This window comes from Nocardioides caldifontis (assembly GCF_008087345.1).
Taxonomy (GTDB): Bacteria; Actinomycetota; Actinomycetes; order Propionibacteriales; family Nocardioidaceae; genus Marmoricola_A; species Marmoricola_A caldifontis.
Window position 1 is genome coordinate 154,018 of the sequence record NZ_VHIB01000008.1, and the last position, 19,198, is coordinate 173,215.

Sequence of the window (19,198 nt, forward strand, 5' to 3'; positions counted from 1 at the left end):
CCGGTGGTCAGGCCGGGTCGACGGCGGCCTCGCTCCGGGCACGCCCCACCGAGCGGTGGATCATCTCCTCGAGGTCCAGCCCGGTGGAGGTCTTCAGCATCTGCAGCGTCTGCACGATGTTGTCGTTCACCTGCTTCGGCAGCGCGCCGGCGCCGTCGGTGGAGAGGACGGTGAGCTGGTCGATGGCGCCGATCGGGGCCGCGACCTCCTTGGCGATGCGTGGCAGCACCTCGATGAGCATCTGGAGCACGGCTGCCTCGTTGTAGTGCGCGAACGCCTCGGCGCGCTTGTCCATCGCCTCGGCCTCGGCCTGCCCGACCGCGAGCACCGCGGCCGCCTGCGCCTCGCCCTCGGCCCGGGTCGCGTCGGCCTCGGCGGTCCGTCGGGCCTTCTCCGCCTCACCGCGCCGGGCACCCTCGATCGCCTCGGCCTCGGCGAGCGCGGCCCTGCGCGACTTCTCGGCCTCACCGGTCAGCCGGGCCTCCTCGGCCTTCGCCTGCGCGGCCGCGATCGAGGCCGCCTTGCGTGCCTCCGCGGCGGCGATCTCCGCGGACCGGTTCGCCTCGGCCTCCTGCTCCACCCGGTAGCGCTGGGCGTCGGCCGGCTTGCGCACCTCGGTCTCGAGCTGCCGCTCGGTGAGCGCGGCCTGCCGCACCGCCACCTTCTCCTGCTCGGTGAGGATCGCCTGGTCGCGGTCGGCCTGGGCCAGCGGGCCGGCGGAGGCGGCATTGGCGGCCGCGGCGTCGGTCTCGGCCTTGATCTCGGCCTGCCGGAGCGCCAGCGCGCGCTGCGAGACCGCGATCTCCTCCTCCGCCTTGATCCGGGCCTGCTCCGCCGCCTGGCGAGCGTTCGCCTCGGCGATCGACGCCGCCTGCTGGATCCGGGCCGCCTCCGGGCGACCGAGGTCGGCGAGGTAGCTGCCGTCGTCGGTGACGTCCTGGATCTGGAAGGTGTCGAGGATCAGCCCCTGGCCGGTCAGGGAGTTCTCCGACTCGTCGGCCACGCGCTGGGCGAACGCCGCCCGGTCACGGATGATCTGCTCCACGGTGAGCCCGCCGACGATCGAGCGCAGCGCACCGGCGAGCACCTCCTGGGTGAACGGCTCGATGTCCTGCTGCTGGCTGAGGAACCGCTGGGCGGCGAGCCGGATCTGGTCGGCGTTGCCGCCCACCTTGACGATCGCCACACCTTCGACGTTGAGCTTGATCCCCTGCCCGGAGACCGCACCGCGGATCTGCACCGAGATCCGCCGCGACGACAGGTCCATCGTCGCCAGCTTCTGCACGAACGGGATCACGAAGGTGCCGCCGCCGAGGATCACCTTCTGCCCCGACAGGTCGGTGGTCAGCGCGCCCGTCTCCGGGTTGAGCACCGCCTTGCCCTTGCGCCCGGTGACGATGAACGCCTGGTTGGGCCCCGCGACCTTGTAGCGGCTCGTCACCAGCAGCACGACGAGCACCAGCAGGACGACGAGGCCGCCGAGCGGCACGAGCAACGAGTCCACGACAGATCTCCTTCAGGTCAGGGAAGTTCGTTCCAGACGGGGGCGACGGTGACCGCCGTGGGCGAGAGGACACCGGTGACGTGGACCGCGGTGCCGACCTCGATCGCGGAGTCGGCGCGCGCGTTGAGCCGGAGCAGCTGGCCGTCGACGTACACCCGGACGACCCCGAAGCCCTCCGCCGGGATCCCGGTGACGACCTGCCCCTCACGACCGACCGTGTCGGCGGTGCTCGGCGGCGCATCCGTCCCGCCACCGCGCAGGAGCCGGGTCAACCAGGCGGCGAACCAGCCGAACGCGACGCCGGCCACCAGCCCGACCGGGAGCGCGACCACCATGCCGAACCCGGCGGCCTCGACCGCCGCGGCACCGAAGCCGAACGCCGAGACGAAGGCGCCGATGACGGCGGTCGAGAAGGCGTCCCCGGCGACGACGTCGAGAGCGCCGTCGAGGACGTCGCCCAGGACCAGCGAGACGCCGAGCAGGACGAGGCCGACGACGCCCAGGACGAGGAACACGGTCATGCTCGCTCCCCCGTCCCGGCCTGCGGGCGGGCGCAGCGCCCGCCACTCGGTCGGCCCATGAAACCAGACGGTGCCGTCCTCCGCCCGGAGCGCCCGGGTAGCGTCACCCCCGTGACCGACGAGTTCAAGGACCTCCTCGCTGCCAACCGCCGCTTCGCCGAGTCGTTCGCGCTCGCCGGATTCGACGGCATCGCCCACGCCGGGGTCGCGATCGTGACCTGCATGGACTCCCGCATCGACCCCCTCGGCCTCCTCGGGCTGAAGGCGGGCGACGCCAAGATCTTCCGCAACCCGGGTGGGCGCGTGACCGACGCCGCCCTCGAGGCGCTGGTGCTCGCGGTGCACCTGCTCAACGTCGACCGGGTGCTGGTGGTGCCGCACACCCGGTGCGCGGTGGCGTCCAGCACCGAGGACGAGCTCCACGAGCGGGTGGCCGCCTCGGCCGGGATGGACACCACCTGGCAGCGGTTCCACGTGGTCGACGACCAGGTGCGCACGCTCCGCTCCGACGTGCGCCGGGTGACCTCGCACCCGCTGGTGCCCGAGAGGGTGAAGGTCGGCGGCTTCATCTACGACGTCGACACCGGGCTGCTCGACCGGAAGGTCTGACCGGCCCCGCCCCGGACCGGGCTACTCCGGCGGGTCCAGGCGGTACGACGTGCGCCGGGCCTCGTCGAGCGCCTCCTGGCGGCGCTGGTCGGCCTCGCGCCGCTCACGGATCCGGTCGGCGGCGAGGATCCCGTCGCGCACCGCGAGCCGGACCAGGAGGTAGAGCACCTGCAGGGCGACGAGCCCGCCGACGACGGCGAGGACGACCAGCAGCAGCTCGTTCACGCGTCGATCAGCTCGGAGTCGATCTCGTAGGCGCCCGCGACGATGAACTCCTTGCGGGGTGCGACCTCGCTGCCCATCAGCAGCTCGAAGACCGAGGCGGCCGCCTGGGCGTCGTCGACGGTGATCCGCCGCAACGTCCGGTGGCGCGGGTCCATCGTCGTCTCCGCGAGCTGGTCGGCGTCCATCTCACCGAGCCCCTTGTAGCGCTGCACGGGGTCCTTCCAGCGCAACCCCTTCTTCGTCAGCTCGGCGAGCTTCCGCTGCAGCTCGGCGTCGGAGTAGGTGTAGACGTACTTCGCCATCCCCTTCTTCGGGTTGGTCAGCTCGATGCGGTGCAGCGGCGGCACCGCGGAGAAGACCCGGCCCTCGGTGATCAGCTCGGGCATGTACTTGAAGAACAGGGTCGTCAGGAGGCAGCGGATGTGGGCTCCGTCGGAGTCGGCGTCGGCCATGAACACGATCCGCCCGTAGCGCGCCTGCTCGAGGTCGAAGGTCCGCCCCGATCCGGCGCCGACGACCTGGATGATCGAGGCGCACTCGGCGTTCTTCAGCATGTCGCCGACCGACGCCTTCTGGACGTTGAGGATCTTGCCCCGGATCGGGAGCAGCGCCTGGAACTCGGAGTTGCGGGCCAGCTTCGCGGTGCCGAGAGCCGAGTCGCCCTCGACGATGAACAGCTCGGTGCGCTCGTTGTCGCTCGACCGGCAGTCGGCGAGCTTGGCGGGAAGCGCGGAGGACTCCAGCGCGCTCTTGCGCCGCTGGTTGTCGCGCTGCTGCCGGGCCGCGATCCGGGTCCGCGAGGCGTTCGCGACCTTCTCGAGGACCAGCTTCGCCTGCGCCTTCTCCGCCCGCTTGCTCGAGGTGAGGAACTTCTTCAGCTCCGCGTTGACGACCTTCCGCACGATCGAGCGGGCCGCCGGGGTGCCGAGCACCTCCTTGGTCTGCCCCTCGAACTGCGGCTCGGCGAGCCGCACGGTGACCACCGCGGTCAGCCCCTCCAGCACGTCGTCCTTGACCACGTCGGGCTCGGCGACCTTAAGGGTCTTGGTCTCGCGGAGCACGTCGTTGAACGCCCGGGTGACCGCCGCCTCGAATCCCCCGACGTGGGTGCCGCCCTTCGGGGTGGCGATCACGTTGACGTAGGAGCGGATCTCGGTGTCGTAGCCGCTGTCCCAGCGCAGCGCCACGTCGACGTCGAGCTCGCGCTCGACGTCCTGCGGGGTCATGTGCCCCTTCTCGTCGAGCAGCGGGACCGTCTCGGTGAACCGGTCCTTCCCCTGGAGCCGGAGCACCTCGGTGACCGGCTCGCCATGGGTGAGGAACTCGCAGTACTCCGCGATGCCGCCGTCGTGCTTGAACTTCTCCTCGGCCGGCTCGGGGCCGCGCAGGTCGCGGATCACCAGCTCGAGGCCGGGGACGATGAAGGAGGTCTGCCGGGCCCGGGTCACCAGGTCGTCGAAGACGAAGCTCGCGTCCTTGGTGAAGATCTGCTTGTCGGGCCAGAACCGGATGCGGGTGCCGGTCACGCCCTTCTTCAGCCGCTTGCCCTTGTGGAGCCCGGAGCCGGGCTCGAACGTCGCCGTCGGCCCCTCGCCGTGGAACACGCCGGGCGCACCCCGCTGGAACGACATGTGCTGGGTGGCCGCACCCCGGTCCACCTCGACGTCGAGCCGCGCGGAGAGCGCGTTGACGACCGAGGAGCCCACGCCGTGGAGGCCGCCGGTGGCGTTGTAGGAGCCGCCGCCGAACTTGCCGCCCGCGTGGAGCTTGGTGAACACGACCTCGACACCGGAGAGCCCCGTCTTGGGCTCCTTGTCCACCGGGATGCCACGGCCGTCGTCGTGCACCTCCGCCGACCCGTCGGGGTGCAGCGTGACGTCGATCGTGGTGCAGAAGCCGGCCAGCGCCTCGTCGACGGAGTTGTCGATGATCTCCCACAGGCAGTGCATGAGCCCGCGCGTGTCGGTGGACCCGATGTACATCCCGGGCCGCTTGCGGACCGCCTCGAGCCCCTCGAGGACGAGGAGGTGCTGGGCGTTGTAGGTGTTGTCGATCGTGGGCCTCCGGCGTGCGTGACGGACGTCGGAAAGCGTATCGAGCGGCTCCGACGATCCGTGCGCCACGCGCCGGGCGGCCGCTTGGCCACCGGGGTATACCTGTCGTTGCAGGATCGATATCGACGAAGTCGGGCGGGTCGGCCGCACACTCGTGGCAGAGTGCGCACACACTGAACGCCATCCGAACCGCACGACCCTCCGGAAGACACCACGACCCACGACGACCCAGGCCCATCCGTCCGCGCACGCTGACCGAACCCCGCCTGTGAGCGAGTTCACCCGGTCTCACGACCAGGACCGCTCGGGGCAGGAATCAACCCCCGTGTTTGGATTGTTGAGCCGAAGGAACACTCACGGCGACCATCAGAGTCGACCGGGGCGACCCAGGACAGAAGGGAAAGGCCACCGTGACCACTGCTGTTGCACCCAGCCCCCTGACCGCGAGCGACCGTTGCGATCGCTGCGGCGCCCAGGCCTACCTCCGCGTCCACCTCGCCAGCGGGAGCGAGCTGCTCTTCTGCGCCCACCACGCGCGTGAGCACGGCGAGAAGCTGAAGAAGGTCGCGGTCAACGTGCACGACGAGACCTCGAAGCTCCTCGACTCGCCGACCCGCTCGGAGAGCGAGCGCTGAGACGCCACGCACGAGACGTCACGAGGCCCCGGCACCGCCGGGGCCTCGTCCGTTTCCCCACCGCCTAGGGTGAGCGCGTGCAGACCGCCGACGTCCTCGCCGCGCTGACGATCGCGGTCGGGCTGGTCGGCATCGTCGTCCCGCTCCTGCCGGGCACCCTCCTGATCGGCGCCGCTGCCCTCGGCTGGGCGTGGTACGTCGGCGGCGGGACCGCGTGGGGGTTCGCCCTGGCCGCGGTGGCCGTGCTCGTCGTCGGCACGGTGGTCAAGTACGCCGTACCCGGGCGGAACCTGAAGGCGAGCGGGATCCCGAACCGCACGCTCCTCGCCGGCGGCGTCCTGGGCGTCGTCGGGTTCTTCGTGGTGCCGGTCGTGGGGCTCGTGCTCGGCTTCGTCGTCGGGATCTACCTCTCCGAGCTCCAGCGGCTCGGCAGCCACGCCGCGTGGCCGGCGACCCTGACTGCGTTGAAAGCGGTCGGGCTCTCGCTGCTCATCGAGCTCGCGGCCGGGATGTGCGCGGCCGTGCTGTGGCTCGTCGCCGCCTTCACGACGTGAACCGGACCCCCATCCGGTCCAAACCAGTCCGGCGGGCCGCCGTTCCGCCTACTGTGGAGGGGTGACCACGGTGGAAGCGGGCGACGCGTGACGGATGCTGCTTTCTTCCGCCATGTCGTGGACTCGGCCGTGGACGGGATCTGGGTCTGCGACCCCACCGGCCGCACGCTCTTCGCCAACCCCCGGACCGCCGAGCTGCTCGGCCGGTCCCCCGCCGAGATGGAGGGGTTGTCGCTCTTCGACGTCCTCGACGCGCAGGGGCGCGAGGAGTTCGCCGCCCACCTCGAGCAGGTGCGCCGGACCGGGCCGAACCTCGAGGACGTCGAGTGCGTCTACCACCGCCCCGACGGCACGCCGGTGCGGCTGGTGGTCAGCGAGAGCGTGCTCCTCGACGAGACCGGTGAGATCTCCGGCTTCGTCTACCGCCTGACCCACGACGCGCGGCTGCGCGTGCTGCTCCACGAGCTCTCCTCGAGCCGCGAGCAGCTCGACGAGGCCCAGGCCATCGCGCGGCTCGGCAGCTGGGAGCTCGACCTGCGCACCGACCGGCTCCAGTGGTCGCGCCAGATGTACGTGATCTTCGACGTCGACCCCGCCACCTACGTGCCGTCCCTCGAGGGGTTCTTCCGCCGGATCCACCCCGACGACCAGCCGGTGCTCGAGGAGTCCATGCGCAACGCGCGGCTCGGCCAGCCCGGGTACGGCCTCGACTTCCGCTACGTGCGCAAGGACGGCAGCATCGGCTGGTTCCGCGGGCTCGGGCGCACCCAGCACGACGACCAGGGCCGACCCGTCCGGATGCGCGGCACCGTCCAAGAGGTCACCGACCTCAAGGAGACCGAGCTGCAGCTGCTCGACTCCGTGGTGCTCAACACCCTGATGCAGGTGATGGCCGCCGCGGCGAACGAGTCGGCCACCCTCGCCGAGGCGCTCGCGACCGTCCGCGAAGCGCTCCTCGGCCACGACGACTGGCAGCGCGCGGTGGGGTTCGAGGTCGTCCCGGGGGCCGACGGCACCCGCGACCTCGAGGTCTACCGCGGCGTCGAGGCCGCGCAGGAGGAGCCCACGCCGGTCGAGCGGGCACTCGCCGAGCGGGTCCTGGAGAAGGGCGGGGTGGTCTTCGAGGAGACCGCCCACCCGGAGACCCCCTCGATCGGCTTCCCGCTCGTCCTCGGCGGCGAGCCACTCCTGGTGGTCGTCATCACCGCGTGCAGCCCCTTCGAGCGGCACGCCATGCTCCGCTCCCTGGTCGGCCAGGTCTCCGACCAGCTGGCCCGTGTGGCCGAGCGCGAGCAGGCCGCCAAGGAGCTGGCGTCGGCGCGCGACGCCGCCATGGAGGCCTCCCGGCTGAAGTCGCGGTTCCTGGCCACGATGAGCCACGAGATCCGCACGCCGATGAACGGGGTGATCGGGCTCAACGAGCTGTTGCTCCGCACCGACCTCGACCCGCACCAGCGGCGGCTGGCGCAGGGGGTCCAGATCGCCGGCCAGGCGCTGCTCGGGCTGATCAACGACATCCTCGACTTCTCCAAGATCGAGGCCGGCGAGCTCGAGCTCGAGGCGGTCGAGTTCGAGGTGCGCGGCGTCTTCGACCAGGTCACGACGATGCTCGCGTCGTCGGCCCGCGACAAGGGGCTGGCGATGGAGATCCGCGTCGACCCCGATGTCCCCGCCCGCGTGGTGGGCGACCCGACCCGCCTCGGCCAGGTGTTGTCGAACCTGGTCTCCAACGCCGTGAAGTTCACCCGCGAGGGTGGCGTCGACGTGCACGCCACCGTCGTCGAGCAGGCCCCCGACGAGGTCACCCTCCGCTTCGAGGTCGCCGACACCGGGATCGGGATCAGCGAGCCCCAGCGGCAACGGCTCTTCGAACCCTTCCGCCAGGCCGACGCCTCGACCACCCGCACCTTCGGCGGCACCGGTCTGGGGCTCGCGATCGCCCGGCAGCTGGTCAGCGCCCTGGGCGGCGAGCTGGGGGTGGAGAGCACCCCCGACGCCGGCAGCACCTTCTGGTTCACCGCCCGGTTCGCCGCGGCGTCCACCGTCGAGACCACCAGCAGCCGCCCCGGCGCCGCGCCGTCGCCCGCCTCCACGAGCAGCCGGCTGGGCCACGTGCTCGTCGTCGAGGACAACGAGATCAACCAGCTCGTCGCCCTCGGGCTGCTCGAGGCGCTCGGCTACACGGCCGAGGTCGCCCCGACCGGCGAGGAGGCCGTCAAGCTGGTGCACGGCCGCCGCTACCACGCCGTGCTGATGGACCTCCAGATGCCGGGGATGGACGGCTACGCCGCTTCCCGGCAGATCCGCGCCGAGGAGCCCGAGGGGCACCGGGTGCCGATCGTCGCGATGACCGCCTCGGCGATCGAGGGCGAGCGCGAGCGCTGCCTCGCCGCCGGCATGGACGACTTCCTCACCAAGCCGGTCACCAGCGCCCGGCTCGAGGCGGTGCTGCGCCGGTACGCCGCGACTCCGACTGCCGTCCCCGAGGTCGTCGAGGAGCCCCCGGCCCCGTCGGTCCCGGCGTTGGACCCGGGGCGCATCGACGAGCTGCTCGCCCTCGGCGAGCGGGCCGTGCCGCTGGTGGAGCGGGCCGTCGGCAACTTCGTCAAGGGGATGCCCGACGTGCTCGCCGAGCTGGGGAAGGCGGTCGCCGACGAGGACGCCGCCGCTCTCCGCGCGGCCGCCCACAAGCTCAAGGGCAGCGCCCTCAACCTCGGGGCCAAGCAGGTCGCCGACGTGAGCCGGCGGCTCGAGGAGCTCGCCGACGAGGGGCGCACCACGGACGCCGCGCCCGTGCTGGAGGAGCTCCGTGAGGCCGCGCCACGGGCGTGCGAGGCCCTCGACACCTACCAGGCCGAACGGCTCGCGGTCCGGGGCTGAGCCCGCACCCAAGGAGTGTCGAGCCGCCCCTCGTGGCGCGCGTGGACGGTGTTGAACCGCCCCTCGTGGCGCGCCGAAAAGCAGGAAGGTCCCGGGCTTCGCCTCCCAACGAAGATCCGGGACCTCACACGTGGCAGACCTCGCAGCCCGCCTCGCCTGGTGCACGGATGGCCTCCCCACCGCCCGTGCTGCGGCGGCCCTACCGGCCGCCACTTCCAGCATCGGCAGGCAGCCGATGTCACTTGAGCCTTCGCGTGAACAACTTCGTGTCAGCGCGGTCACACCCCGGGCCGGCGCCTCCCCCGGGACACGGCAAGGCCCCCGGCCGCGTCTCTCCCAAAGACACCACCGGGGGCCTCGCCTGTGTATCCCCGGGCGTCATCCTGCCGTCCCGGGTGCCGAAAGGGGGCACAACCGGGAAAAATGACCAGCCCGGATCAGTCGAGGTAGTCCCGCAGCACCTGCGAACGGCTCGGGTGGCGGAGCTTCGACATGGTCTTCGACTCGATCTGGCGGATCCGCTCGCGGGTCACGCCGTACACCTTGCCGATCTCGTCGAGGGTCTTCGGCTGGCCGTCGGTGAGGCCGAACCGCATCGAGACCACGCCCGCCTCGCGCTCGGAGAGCGTGTCGAGCACGGCGTGGAGCTGCTCCTGCAGCAGCGTGAAGGAGACCGCGTCAGCGGGGACGATGGCCTCGGAATCCTCAATGAGGTCACCGAACTCGCTGTCGCCGTCCTCGCCGAGGGGAGTGTGCAGGGAGATCGGCTCGCGGCCGTACTTCTGCACCTCGATGACCTTCTCCGGGGTCATGTCGAGCTCCTTGGCGAGCTCCTCCGGAGTGGGCTCGCGCCCGAGGTCCTGCAGCATCTGCCGCTGGACGCGGGCGAGCTTGTTGATGACCTCGACCATGTGCACCGGGATGCGGATGGTGCGGGCCTGGTCGGCCATCGCGCGGGTGATCGCCTGGCGGATCCACCACGTCGCGTAGGTGGAGAACTTGTAGCCCTTGGTGTAGTCGAACTTCTCGACCGCACGGATCAGACCGAGGTTGCCCTCCTGGATCAGGTCGAGGAAGAGCATGCCGCGGCCGGTGTAGCGCTTGGCCAACGAGACGACGAGCCGGAGGTTCGCCTCGAGGAGGTGGTTCTTGGCGCGGCGACCGTCCTCGGCGATCCACTCGAGCTCCTCCTGGAGCTTCTCGCTCATCTTGCCGCCCTTGGCGAGCTTCTCCTCCGAGAAGAGGCCGGCCTCGATGCGCTTGGCGAGCTCGACCTCCATCTCCGCGTTGAGGAGCGGGACCTTGCCGATCTGCTTGAGATAGTCCTTGACCGGGTCGGCGGTCGCACCCGCGACCATGACCTGCTGGATGGGCTCGTCGGTGTCGTCCGCCGCGGAGATGACGAAGCCCTTGCTCTCGTCCTCCTCCTCCTTCAGCGTCGGGTCCTGGGCGAGGTCCTTCTCGAACTCCTCGTCCGGGATGTCGGGCAGCACCTTCTTGCCGTCCGGTCCCACGGCCGGCGCCGCGGCACCCTCGGCGGGCGCGGCGTCCTTCTTGTCGCCTGCAGCCTTCTTCGCCGGGCTCTTCTTCGCCGCCGACTTCTTGGCAGCAGCCGTCGTCACCTTCTTCGCCGTCGAGGTCGCGGCGGCGACGTGCTTGCGGCCGACCGCGTCACCGGCGGAGAGGTCGACGCCGACACCCTCGTCGCTGAGCAGCTTGACGAGGGCCCGCAGCTGGTGCGGAGGGATCCCCGCTGCCTCACTGGTCTGACGGACCGCCTCGGCGGGAACCTGGCCGACTGCCTTGCCCAGCTTGACCAGGGCGACGACGTCGGGATGTGTGAGCGCCTCGGGGGACAGCTTGCGGGACGTGCTCGAAGACACGAACTACCTCTCGTCCGAAGTGTTGCGGGGCGCGGCAAAGCCCGGAGTCGTCAAGTGCCGCACGTGTCATTGTGGCACGCCGCCAACGCTTTCCAAGACGAACCCCGCGTGTTGACGAGCGACGCGCCGAGGCTTTCTGCTCCTTCTTGAAGGCGCGCACGCGCTCCAGCGACGGGCCGTCGACGACGTCGGCCACCGAGCGGAACGAGCCCGGCTCGGCGTACGCACCCGCTGCCGCCTCCCAGCCGTCGGGGCGGACGCCGCGCTGCTTGCCCAGCAGCGCGACGAAGATCTGCGCCTTCTGCTTGCCGAACCCCGGGAGCGCGCCGATCCGCTTCAGCAGGTCGCGCCCGTCCGCCGCCTCCTCCCACAGCCGCTCGGTGCGGCCCTCGTAGACGTCGACCACGTGCGCCGCCAGCGCCTGCAGCCGCGCGGCCATCGATCCCGGGAACCGGTGGATCGCGGGCGGCACGCTGCACAGCGCCGCGAACTCGTCGGGGTCGGCGACGGCGATCTCGGCCGGGTCGAGCGAGCCGAACCGCTCGAGCACCTTGGCGGGGCCGGCGAAAGCGCGCTCCATCGGGAACTGCTGGTCGAGCATCATCCCGGCCAGGAGGGCGAAGGGGTTCTCGTCGAGGACGGCGTCCGCTTTCGGGTCGCCGGTGAGGTTCAGTGCCATGCCCTCATCCTGCCCTGCTCCCGCAGCTGTGGAGACCCGGCTCCGTCTGTCGTCGAGGCCCGGCAGACTGTGGCCGGTGGCGACGGTCGGGGACGCGGAGTGGCGGCTGGAGGTGGGGCGGACGCGTGCTGCCCACCGACGGCGCGCGCTGCCGCTGACGGTCAACGTCGGGGTCCCGGCGGGACCCCGGGTGACCGCGACGCTGCCGTGGCCGCCGCCCCGCGAGCTCGACGCGGGGCTCCGCTTCGATGTGGTCGACGCGGTCCTCGACCAGTGGCTCGACCAGTGGCTCGACCAGTCCCCCGACCGGGGCCAAGACGACGGGCCGGCCTGCGCCTGGACGACCCGTCCCGGCGTGCCCAACCTCCACGACGAGGACCAGCTCTGGCACGCCGCGGCGCGTCACGCGTTCGAGGCGCGCGAGGTCGGGCTCGTCACCTTCCGCACGGTCACCCACACCGGGTGGCTCGACGTGGTGACCGGCGAATCGACGACCTGGCGGCGGCTCAGGCTCTCGGCGTCGTGACGAGCGTCAGTCCCACTCGTGGACCGGCTGGTTCTCGTGCATCCGCTCGCGGTAGTCGCGCAGCACCCGGCGCAGCACCTCGTGGCGGTCGCCCTCGCCCGCGCGCGCGCCGACCTGGTCGACCATCCAGGACGCACCGTTGCGCCCGGTCACGCAGCGTCGCTCGATGATGTCGAGCAGCTCGCCGGCCTGCTCGGCGTCGACGCCCCAGCAGTCGAGCCCCTCGGCGGCCAGCGGGAGCAGCCGCCGGACGACGAGCTCGGAGGCGGGCACCTGACCGACGCCCGGCCAGTAGACACGGGCGTCGAGGCCGTTGCGGGCCGCGGCGTGGAAGTTCTCCTCCGCAGCGGTGAACGACATCTGGGACCACACCGGTCGGTCCTGCTCGGCCAGCGTGCGGACGAGCCCGAAGTAGAACGCGGCGTTCGCGACCGTGTCGATCACGGTCGGCCCCGCCGGGAGCACGCGGTTCTCCACCCGGACGTGGGGGGTGTCGTCGACCACGGCGTAGACCGGGCGGTTCCACCGGTAGATCGTGCCGTTGTGCAGCCGCAGCTCGTCGAGCTGCGGGGTGCCGCCGGCCTCGAGGACCGCGGCGGGATCCTCGTCGGAGAGGACCGGCAGCAGCGAGGGGAAGTACCGCACGTTCTCCTCGAAGAGGTCGAACAACGAGGTGATCCACCGCTCGCCGAACCACACCCGGGGACGCACGCCCTGCGCCTTCAGCTCCTCCGCGCGGGTGTCGGTCGCCTGCTCGAACAGCGCGATGCGGGTCTCGCGCCACAGCTCGTGGCCCAGCAGGTACGGCGAGTTGGCGCCCACGGCTAGCTGGAGCGACGAGATCGCCTGGGAGGCGTTCCAGTACGCCGGGAACTCCTCGGGGCTGACCTGCACGTGGAGCTGGGTGCTCGTGCACGCCGCCTCCGGGGCGATCGAGTCCGCGGTGACCCGCAGCCGCTCCGGACCGTCGATGTCGAGCACGATGTCCTCGCCGCGGGCGGCCAGGATCTCGTCGCTGAGCAGCTGGTAGCGGGGGTTCCCGCTGAGCACGTCGCGCTGGAGGTGGCGCTCGGTCAGCGTCGGCAGGATCCCGACCATCACCAGCCGCGCGCCGACGTCGTTCGCGGCGGCCTCGGCGGCGTTGAGGCTGTTGCGCACTCCCTCGACGAACGCCGACAGCCCCTGGTCGACCAGCCGCTTGGGGGCGACGTTGATCTCGAGGTTGAACTGCCCCAGCTCGGTCTGGAAGTCCGGGTCACCGAGGGCCTCGAGGACCTCCATGTTGCGCAGCGCCGGCTCCTCGTCCTCGTCGACGAGGTTGAGCTCGATCTCGAGCCCGGTGGCCGGCTGGTCGGCGTCGAAGCGCGACTGCACCAGCATCCGCTCGAGGACGTCGAGGCACGCACGGACCTTCTCCCGGTAGCGAGTCCGGTCCTCGCGGGTGAAGGACTGCTGCTCGACTTCCTCGCCCATGCGCACACACTAGAGCGCCGCGCCCCACGTGACAGGGGACGCGGCCTCTTGCCAGGGTGTGCTCCATGCTCCTCACCTCCAGGCTCCGCCGGTCCTCCCCCCGCACCGACCTCGCCGGCAAGGTGGCCCTCGTCACCGGAGGTGCCCGCGGGATCGGCGCCGCTACGGCCGCCGCGCTGGTCGGCCGCGGGGTCCGGGTGGTCCTCACCGACGTCGACCGGAAGGCCCTGGACGAGGTGGTCGCCGGCCTCGGCGAGGAGCACGCCCTCGGGATCGTGGCGGAAGTCTGCGACCTGGCCGCCATGGAGGACGCCGTACGACGCGGGGTGGAGCGGTTCGGAGGGATCGACCTGGTCCTCGCCAACGCGGGGATCGCGAGCTACGGCTCCGTCATGGGCGTCGACCCGGCGACCTTCCGCCGGGTGCTCGACGTCAACGTCAACGGGGTCTTCCACACCGTCCGCGCCGCGCTCCCGTCGGTCATCGAGCGGCGCGGCTACATCCTCGTCGTCTCCTCCCTCGCCGCCTTCGCGCCGGCTCCGGGGCTGGTGGCCTACAACGCCAGCAAGGCGGGCGTCGAGCACCTCGCCAACGCGCTCCGGCTCGAGGTCGCCCACCACGGCGTCATGGTCGGCACCGCGCACCCGTCGTGGGTCGACACCCCGCTCGTGCAGGACGCGAAGCGTGACCTGTCGGCGTTCCGCGAGATGATCCACCGGCTCCCCGGTCCGCTGAAGCGGACCACCGACGTCGAGACGTGCGTGCAGGCATTCGTCGACGGCCTCGAGCGCCGCAGCCGCCGGGTCTACGTGCCCGGATGGGTCGGCGCCGTCGCCCAGGCGCGGATGCTCCTCACCACGCCGCTGGGCGAGCGCCCGACGCTGCAGCACGCCCCGACGCTCCTCCCCCGCATGGACGAGGAGGTGGCACGGCTCGGCCGCTCGACCTCCGCGCGCAACCTGGCCGCTGACGTGCGCGAGGACCGCGAGCCGGTCACACCGCGAACCTGAGCGACTTCGGGCTCACCGGGCGCCAGACGGTCGGGGGCACGGCACGGTCGAGCAGGTCCGAGACGATGCGGCCCAGGCTGTGGCCCGGGTCGCCCGCGAAGCAGCGGTCCACAGCGCACCAGGCGAGCGCACCGTCCCCGCTGAGCCAGGCCGCGAGGCCGCAGAGCGCCGCCGCCGGCCCGACGAGGTCGTCGGGGCTGCGGAGCACCACCTCCCGCCAGAACCGCACCTGGTCCGGCGCACCCTCCTTCGTCCAGTCGCACCAGACCACGTCGCGCACGTCGGGATCGGCCACCGCCCGCAGCAGCCGGGCCACCTGCCGCGGACGCAGCGGCCGCGCGGTGCCCGTCCTGCGGCGCGTGGTCCGCCGCGCCCAGGCGGCCTCCTCGCGGAGCTCCTCCTCCCCCGTCGGCAACGGACCGAGCGAGGCGTGGGCGACGGCGACGGCCGTCACCGCGTCGGCGTGGTCGGCCGTCGGGCGGAGGGAGGCCGCGAGCTCGTCGCGGCTCCGGAAGGTCACCTTCCCCTCGTAGACCCCGCGGGTGGTGAGCGGGTGGTCGGTGAGGTCGTAGGGATGCCCGCGGTCGCCGTCGGGCCCGACCGCGTGGAGCCCCAGCCGCCACCACCTGGCGCCGTCGGCGCGGAGCCGGGTGAGCACCTCCACGCCCTCGGCCTCGAGGAGGTCCACCACCCGCGCGGTCGCCGCCTCGGCCAGCAGCGCCTCGTCGGTGTAGGCGACCACGACGCCGCGCACGCCACGGACGCCGCGGCCCCGCCGCCCGCCGCTCCGGCAGGACAAGTGGTCGAGCACGGTGCCCATCAGCTCCTCGACCACGGGCAGCAGCTCCGCCGGGTCGTGCGGCAGGTCGAAGCGCGCCTGGAAGGGCCGGCTCCCCGAGAAGAGCAGCAGCACCAGCGACTGCTCCGGGTGGAACCCGAGCGTGTAGGGCACGAGGGCCAGCAGGTCGGTCTCGTCGGTGATGCGGATGGGCGGGTCGGTGTCGGTCGTCATGGCCGGTGAACCTGCCCCAGGACGAACGCCGGCGCGCAATGCCGAGAACGCCCTGTGGACAAGGGGATCGGCGGCGGGCTGTGCATGGTGGACGGCCTCGACCAGGGGAGCGGTCACTCGCCGGAGCCGGTGAGCAGGGGCTCGCGTCATGATGTGCGCGTGCGCGCCGAGCCGACGATCCTCCACGTCGACCTCGACGCGTTCTACGCCGCGGTGGAGCAGCGCGACAAGCCGTCGTTGAGGGGCAAGCCCGTCGTCGTGGGCGGCGTGGGCGGGCGCGGGGTCGTCGCCACGGCGTCCTACGAGGCCCGGGCGTACGGCGTGCGGTCGGCGATGTCCACCCGGGAGGCGAGGTCACGGTGCCCCCACGCGGCGTACCTCTCGGGACGGCACCACGTCTACCGCCAGGTCAGCGACCTGGTGATGGCGGAGCTCCGCGCGCTCTCCGCGCTCGTGGAGCCGCTCTCGCTCGACGAGGCGTTCGTCGACCTCGCCGCCGCCGACCTGCCGGACCACACGGTCGCGACCGTGACCCAGGTCGGCGAGGAGCTCAAGGAGCGGGTCCGGGAGGTCACCGGAGGGCTGACCGCGTCGGTGGGGATCGGCACCTCCAAGCTGGTCGCCAAGATCGGCAGCGACCTGCGCAAGCCGGACGGGCTCGTCGTCGTCCCGCCGGGCGAGGAGCAGGCGCTGCTCGACCCGCTGCCCGTGACCACGATCCCCGGCGTCGGCCCGGCCACCGCCGAGCGGCTCCGTCGGGTCGGTGTCACCACCGTCGCGGACCTCGTCCGCAGCTCGGAGGAGGAGCTGGTCCGGCTGGTCGGCCAGGCGCACGGCCACGGGCTGTACCTCCTGGCCCGCGCCCGCGACGACCGCCCCGTCGTGGCCGAGCGGGAGGCCAAGTCGATCAGCGCCGAGGACACCTACGACACCGACATCGTGGACCGGCGGCTCCTCGAGGGGCTCCTCGAGCGCCAGGCCCAGAAGATCGCCGCGCGGCTGCGCGAGGCCCGGCTCTCCGGCCGGACGGTGACGATCAAGGTGCGGCTCCACGACTTCACCACCCACAGCCGCTCCACGACGCTGGCGGCGCCGACCGACAACCCCGCGGTCGTCGCGCGGCTCGCGCGGTCGCTCCTCGCCGAGGTCGACACCACCGACGGGGTGCGGCTGCTCGGCGTGGGCGTCTCCGGGCTCGCCGACTGGATCCAGGAGGACCTGTTCGGCGAGGAGGCCCCGGCCACCGAGGAGCCGGTGGTGCCCGACGCCGAGCTGGAGCGGTTCGCCCGTCGCCGCGGCTGGCACCCCGGCATGGACGTCGTGCACGCCGAGCACGGTCCGGGCTGGGTGTGGGGGTCCGGCGTCGGCCGGGTGACGGTCCGGTTCGAGACCGCCGAGAGCGGACCGGGACCGGTGCGCACCTTCCGCGCCGACGACCCGCAGCTCAGCGCGGCGCCCCGCGAACCCTGAACCGGAGCTGCTCCCCCGGCCGCAGCTGGGCGCAGCGCCAGACCGAGGTGCGGTCGACGACTGCGACCACCGGGTAGCCGCCGGTGGTCGGGTGGTCGGCGAGGAACACGACGGGCTGCCCGTCGGGCGGCACCTGCACGGCCCCCAGCACCATCCCCTCGCTGGGCAGCTCCGCGGTCACCGCGCGCCCGAGCGGCGGCCCCGAGAGCCGCAGCGCGACGCGGTCGGACGCCGGCTCCACGGTGTACGCCGAGGTGGCGAGCGTCCCGAGCGCCGCCGCGGTGAACCAGTCGGCGCGGGGACCTGGGGTGGCCTCGAGCACCGCAGGACCCGGCTGTCCGGGCACGGCCTCGGCGGCGGACGGCTCCCCGGTGGCGGCGCCGACTGGGAGCACGTCGCCCGCCGCCACCGTGGGCGGACCGGTGCCCGACAAGGTGTCCGTGGCCCGGGAGCCGAGCACCGGCTCGACCGCCACTCCCCCGGCGAGCGCCACGTAGCTGCGCAGCCCGGCCGGTGGCGTCCCGAGCGAGAGCCGGGCGCCGGCGCGCACGGGCACCGCCGCACCGTGGGCGACGGACCTGTCGCCGACCCGCACCTCGGCCGGGGCCCCGGTCACCGCGACGGCCATGGCGGCGGTCGGCTCGAGCACCAGCCCACCGAGGACCACCTCGAGCACGGCCGCGTCCTCGGGGTTGCCGACGAGCCGGTTCGCGAGCCGCGCCGCGGGGTCGTCGAGCCACCCCGACCGCGGCACGCCCAGGTGTGCGAAGCCCACGCGTCCGGCGTCCTGGACGGTCACCAGAGGGCCGGTGGCCACCACCCGGACCGCCCTCACGAGACCTCCTCGAACCGGACCACGGTGCCGGGGGCGAGGAGCGCCGGCGGCTCGGCCGCCGCGTCCCACAGCCGCGCGTCGGTGCGCCCGAGGAGCCGCCACCCGCCCGGCGAGGTGCGCGGGTACACGCCGGTGAAGGGCCCCGCGACACCGACCGACCCGGCAGGCACCCGCACCCGCGGCCGCTCGAGCCGGGGAACCGCGAGCTCCTCGGGCAGCCCCGTGCAGTAGGCGAACCCGGGTGCGAAGCCGCAGAACGCGACCGTGAACTCCGTGCCGCTGTGGGTGGCGACCGCCTCGGCGCGGGTCATGCCCCAGGCCCTCGCGACGTCATCGAGGTCCTCGCCGTCGTAGACGGTCGGCAGCACCACCGGGTCGCGCCGCTCGTCCGCCGGCCGGGCCGCGAGGTCGACGCCTGCGAGCCACCGCTCCAGAGCCTCGCGGTCGCGCACCCCGTCGAACAGCACGGTCCTGGCCGCGGGCACGACGTCGCCCACCCCGACGCGGGCCCCCACGGACGCCGACCGGGCAGCGGCGTACAACGAGGTGGCCTCCTCCGCCGAGGCGACCTCGACGAGCAGCGCGTCGACGCCGACCGGGAGCACCCTCACGCGAACGGCTCCACGGACAGCCCGGAGCCCTCGAGCGCCTCGCGGACCGCGCGGGCCGCGGCCACCGCGGTCGGGCCGTCACCGTGCACGCAGAGCGAGTGCACCCCGTCGGCGAGCTCGACCGCCCGGGCCGCGATCTCGGCGGGCTCGTGCAGCACGGCCCCGGGGCGGTCGCGCGGCATCAGCCGGCGGGATCCGTCCGCCCCCTCGACGTACGCGCGGTCCGGGAACGCCTCGAGGAACGTCGCCCGCCCCGCCTGCGCCGCGAGGGCGAGCAGCCGCCCGCCCGGCAGGCCGAGGACCGGCAGCCGCCCCGAGCCCTCGAGCACCGCACGAGCCTGCTCCTCGTCGTCGACCACGCGGTTGTAGAGCGCGCCGTGCGGCTTGACGTAGGCGACCTCGACACCTGCCGTGGCCGCGATCTGCGAGAGCACGCCGACCTGCTCGGCCACCTGCTCGCGCAACACGTCGGTGGGCACGTCGAGCGGGCGGCGGCCGAACCCCTCGCGGTCCGCGTACGACACCTGGGCGCCGATCCGGACGCCGCGCTCGGCTGCGCCCTCGCAGACCAGCCGCATGGTGGTGGCGTTGCCCGCGTGGAAGCCGCAGGCGACGTTGGCGGAGGTGACGACGGCGAGCAGCGCCTCGTCGTCGGTGACCTCCTCGCCGAGGTCGGCGTTCAGGTCCACCCGACGGCTGCTCACGCGCCGATTGTGC

18 protein-coding genes are annotated in these 19,198 nt (G+C 72.7%); 7 read left to right on the forward strand and 11 right to left on the reverse strand.

From position 1 onward, the window contains the following. Positions 1-7: 7 nt before the first annotated feature. Both FIP57_RS15020 and FIP57_RS15025 read right to left on the reverse strand, forming a co-directional pair. Positions 8-1,504: a flotillin family protein gene (locus tag FIP57_RS15020; RefSeq protein WP_148574355.1), complete on the reverse strand. Its 1,497-nt coding sequence runs from the start codon at positions 1,502-1,504 to the stop codon at positions 8-10. Between the two features lie 17 nt (positions 1,505-1,521). Further along, the gene (locus FIP57_RS15025; protein ID WP_148574356.1) at positions 1,522-2,025 is read right to left on the reverse strand and encodes an NfeD family protein; all 504 of its coding nucleotides are present in this window, start codon (positions 2,023-2,025) and stop codon (positions 1,522-1,524) included. A 111-nt stretch (positions 2,026-2,136) separates the two neighbouring features. On the opposite strand from FIP57_RS15025, the gene FIP57_RS15030 reads away from it, so the two are divergent. Beyond that, on the forward strand, positions 2,137-2,634 hold the full coding sequence (locus tag FIP57_RS15030; protein ID WP_238993495.1) for a beta-class carbonic anhydrase: 498 nt from the start codon (positions 2,137-2,139) through the stop codon (positions 2,632-2,634). 21 nt (positions 2,635-2,655) lie between these two features. On the opposite strand, the gene FIP57_RS15035 is transcribed toward FIP57_RS15030, so the two are convergent. Beyond that, complete coding sequence (locus tag FIP57_RS15035) at positions 2,656-2,859, reverse strand: hypothetical protein (RefSeq protein ID WP_148574358.1); 204 nt, start codon at positions 2,857-2,859, stop codon at positions 2,656-2,658. Next, a complete protein-coding gene (locus FIP57_RS15040) occupies positions 2,856-4,982 on the reverse strand; it encodes a DNA gyrase/topoisomerase IV subunit B (protein WP_203231286.1) in 2,127 nt (708 codons plus the stop codon). Before FIP57_RS15040 ends, FIP57_RS15035 begins: the two co-directional genes overlap by 4 nt. 341 nt (positions 4,983-5,323) lie before the next feature. On the opposite strand from FIP57_RS15040, the gene FIP57_RS15045 reads away from it, so the two are divergent. From FIP57_RS15045 to FIP57_RS15055, 3 genes are all read left to right on the forward strand, one after another. After that, complete coding sequence (locus FIP57_RS15045) at positions 5,324-5,548, forward strand: DUF7455 domain-containing protein (protein ID WP_148574359.1); 225 nt, start codon at positions 5,324-5,326, stop codon at positions 5,546-5,548. Between the two features lie 77 nt (positions 5,549-5,625). Further along, entirely contained in the window at positions 5,626-6,102 is a 477-nt protein-coding gene (locus FIP57_RS15050) for a DUF456 domain-containing protein (RefSeq protein ID WP_148574360.1), read from the forward strand. 87 nt (positions 6,103-6,189) lie between these two features. After that, positions 6,190-8,982, forward strand: a complete 2,793-nt coding sequence (locus FIP57_RS15055; RefSeq protein ID WP_148574361.1) for an ATP-binding protein — start codon at positions 6,190-6,192, stop codon at positions 8,980-8,982. Between the two features lie 437 nt (positions 8,983-9,419). Here FIP57_RS15055 and FIP57_RS15060 read toward each other — a convergent pair whose 3' ends face one another. Next, positions 9,420-10,841, reverse strand: coding sequence for an RNA polymerase sigma factor (locus FIP57_RS15060; protein WP_338039933.1), 1,422 nt, complete (start codon positions 10,839-10,841; stop codon positions 9,420-9,422). Then, on the reverse strand, positions 10,741-11,544 hold the full coding sequence (locus tag FIP57_RS15065; RefSeq protein ID WP_338039924.1) for an HhH-GPD-type base excision DNA repair protein: 804 nt from the start codon (positions 11,542-11,544) through the stop codon (positions 10,741-10,743). Before FIP57_RS15065 ends, FIP57_RS15060 begins: the two co-directional genes overlap by 101 nt. A 76-nt stretch (positions 11,545-11,620) precedes the next feature. Here FIP57_RS15065 and FIP57_RS15070 point away from each other — a divergent pair, with 76 nt between their 5' ends. Next, positions 11,621-12,070 carry a hypothetical protein gene (locus FIP57_RS15070; RefSeq protein ID WP_148574363.1) on the forward strand — a complete coding sequence of 150 codons (450 nt, stop codon included), beginning with the start codon at positions 11,621-11,623 and terminating at the stop codon, positions 12,068-12,070. 6 nt (positions 12,071-12,076) lie between these two features. Here FIP57_RS15070 and FIP57_RS15075 read toward each other — a convergent pair whose 3' ends face one another. Then, entirely contained in the window at positions 12,077-13,543 is a 1,467-nt protein-coding gene (locus tag FIP57_RS15075; protein WP_148574364.1) for a glutamate-cysteine ligase family protein, read from the reverse strand. A 65-nt stretch (positions 13,544-13,608) separates the two neighbouring features. On the opposite strand from FIP57_RS15075, the gene FIP57_RS15080 reads away from it, so the two are divergent. Beyond that, positions 13,609-14,553 carry an SDR family oxidoreductase gene (locus tag FIP57_RS15080; RefSeq protein ID WP_148574365.1) on the forward strand — a complete coding sequence of 315 codons (945 nt, stop codon included), beginning with the start codon at positions 13,609-13,611 and terminating at the stop codon, positions 14,551-14,553. Here the strand turns inward: FIP57_RS15080 and FIP57_RS15085 are convergent. Beyond that, entirely contained in the window at positions 14,537-15,565 is a 1,029-nt protein-coding gene (locus tag FIP57_RS15085; RefSeq protein WP_162529823.1) for a DUF4192 domain-containing protein, read from the reverse strand. The genes FIP57_RS15080 and FIP57_RS15085 overlap by 17 nt on opposite strands. Positions 15,566-15,724: 159 nt before the next feature. Here FIP57_RS15085 and FIP57_RS15090 point away from each other — a divergent pair, with 159 nt between their 5' ends. Beyond that, the gene (locus tag FIP57_RS15090) at positions 15,725-17,035 is read left to right on the forward strand and encodes a DNA polymerase IV (protein WP_148574367.1); all 1,311 of its coding nucleotides are present in this window, start codon (positions 15,725-15,727) and stop codon (positions 17,033-17,035) included. Here the strand turns inward: FIP57_RS15090 and FIP57_RS15095 are convergent. The 3 genes from FIP57_RS15095 to FIP57_RS15105 are packed head-to-tail and all read right to left on the reverse strand — an operon-like array spanning position 17,010 to position 19,185. Further along, positions 17,010-17,870: a 5-oxoprolinase subunit C family protein gene (locus FIP57_RS15095; protein ID WP_148574368.1), complete on the reverse strand. Its 861-nt coding sequence runs from the start codon at positions 17,868-17,870 to the stop codon at positions 17,010-17,012. The genes FIP57_RS15090 and FIP57_RS15095 overlap by 26 nt on opposite strands. Then, on the reverse strand, positions 17,867-18,481 hold the full coding sequence (locus FIP57_RS15100) for a 5-oxoprolinase subunit B family protein (RefSeq protein WP_148574369.1): 615 nt from the start codon (positions 18,479-18,481) through the stop codon (positions 17,867-17,869). Before FIP57_RS15100 ends, FIP57_RS15095 begins: the two co-directional genes overlap by 4 nt. Further along, positions 18,478-19,185, reverse strand: a complete 708-nt coding sequence (locus FIP57_RS15105) for a 5-oxoprolinase subunit PxpA (RefSeq protein ID WP_238993496.1) — start codon at positions 19,183-19,185, stop codon at positions 18,478-18,480. The genes FIP57_RS15100 and FIP57_RS15105 overlap by 4 nt, the downstream gene beginning before the upstream one ends. Positions 19,186-19,198: the final 13 nt, after the last annotated feature.

Coding starts and splice junctions, on each gene's coding strand:
- FIP57_RS15025 (WP_148574356.1), bottom strand. CDS start 2,025: ATGACCGTGTTCCTCGTCCTGGGCGTCGTCGGCCTCGTCCTGCTCGGC.
- FIP57_RS15065 (WP_338039924.1), bottom strand. CDS start 11,544: ATGGCACTGAACCTCACCGGCGACCCGAAAGCGGACGCCGTCCTCGAC.
- FIP57_RS15075 (WP_148574364.1), bottom strand. CDS start 13,543: ATGGGCGAGGAAGTCGAGCAGCAGTCCTTCACCCGCGAGGACCGGACT.
- FIP57_RS15080 (WP_148574365.1), top strand. CDS start 13,609: ATGCTCCTCACCTCCAGGCTCCGCCGGTCCTCCCCCCGCACCGACCTC.
- FIP57_RS15085 (WP_162529823.1), bottom strand. CDS start 15,565: ATGACGACCGACACCGACCCGCCCATCCGCATCACCGACGAGACCGAC.